2 pseudogenes are annotated in these 1,293 nt (G+C 65.0%); both read right to left on the bottom strand.

The annotated features are described in order from the left end of the window. Positions 1–355: pseudogene (locus AB0D66_RS34635) on the bottom strand (ATP-binding protein); the annotation flags it as partial. Then, positions 348–1,293: pseudogene (locus AB0D66_RS34630) on the bottom strand (IS21 family transposase); the annotation flags it as partial. The pseudogenes AB0D66_RS34630 and AB0D66_RS34635, both read right to left, overlap by 8 nt.

Raw genomic sequence — 1,293 nt, 5'->3', positions numbered from 1 at the left:
GATTCCGATCGCTGAGGCGAGGTGCGTCTTGCCAGTGCCCGGACCACCGATGAACACGACGTTGTGCGCGCTTTCGAGGAACGACAGCTCGCTCAGTTCGCGCACCAGCGCTTCGTCGACGTGTGCCTGCGCGAAGTCGAAGCCCTTCAGGTCGCGGTGGGCCGGGAAGCGCAGCGGTCATTTGATAGGCGATCGAGCGCACCTGCCGTTCGGCGGTTTCAGCCATCAACAGCTGCTTCATGAAGCGCTCCGGCTCGAAGTCCGTGTGGCGCGACTGCGCGAGCAGCTCCGGCCACGTGCTCGCCATGCCGTGCAGTTTAAGACCCTTGAGCTGGGCCGCGATATCGTTAGACATGACGATCCTCCGGTGGGTTGGCGCGCAGCGTCTCGTAACGGCTCACGTCGGCCGCGGGCTCTTCCTTGAGCTGGAGTTTCGTCGTGGCGAGGCTGCCATTCGTGACGGGCGCCTTCAGCCGGCTCAGCACGTTCAGGACGTGCTCTGCGCTGGGGCGTCCTGAATCCAGCGCAGCCTGTACGGCGAGCAGCACCGCATCGAGCCCGTGTTCGCGCACCGCAGCGAGCACCTGCGTCATGACGCGATCGCCGCCCGGGTGTTTCAGCAGATGCCGCTGCAGCAGTTGCAGCGGCTGCGGCATCGTGATGAACGGCGCGCCGTTGCGCAGTGCGCCGGGTTTGCGCTCGACCAGCGTGACGTAGTGGCGCCAATCGTAGAAGGTCATGTGCCGCTCGAAGCTGCGTTCGTGGCGTGCGATCTCCTGGGCGTTGGCGACGACGCTGAGATATGCCGGATAGCAGCGCACGCTCACCAGCTGGTTCGTGTACTCGGTGGGCACGCTGTAGCGGTTGCGCTGGAAGTGAATCAGGCTGGTCGACGAGACTCGCAGGGTCTGCTCGATGTAGCCGTCAAACGGCCGTGGATTGGGCATCAGCCGGGTACGCTCGTCCTGCAGCACATCCTCGACCGTCAGCTCAGGCCACTGCGGGTGCCGCATGTGCCACGCCTCACGACACTGACCAGCGACCCATTCGTTCAGGATCTCCAGCGTTTCCCAGCGCCGTAGCGCTGCTTCGTGCCAGATCTGACGTCGCCGGTCCTGAACGTTCTTCTCGACGATGCCTTTCTCCCAGCCTGCAGCCCGGTTGCAGAACTCCGGCTCGAACAGGTAGTGACTGCACATCGCTTCGAAGCGCGCGTTGACCGCACGCTCCTTGCGCAGTTCGGCGGCGCTGCGGACCACGAAGGCCGCCCGGACGGGGAAGTGCGCGCGGGAC

This window comes from Streptomyces sp. NPDC048270 (genome assembly GCF_040652335.1).
GTDB lineage: Bacteria > Actinomycetota > Actinomycetes > Streptomycetales > Streptomycetaceae > Streptomyces.
The sequence above is the reverse complement of the archived record's forward strand: the minus strand, read 5'-3'. Positions and strand labels throughout refer to the sequence as shown.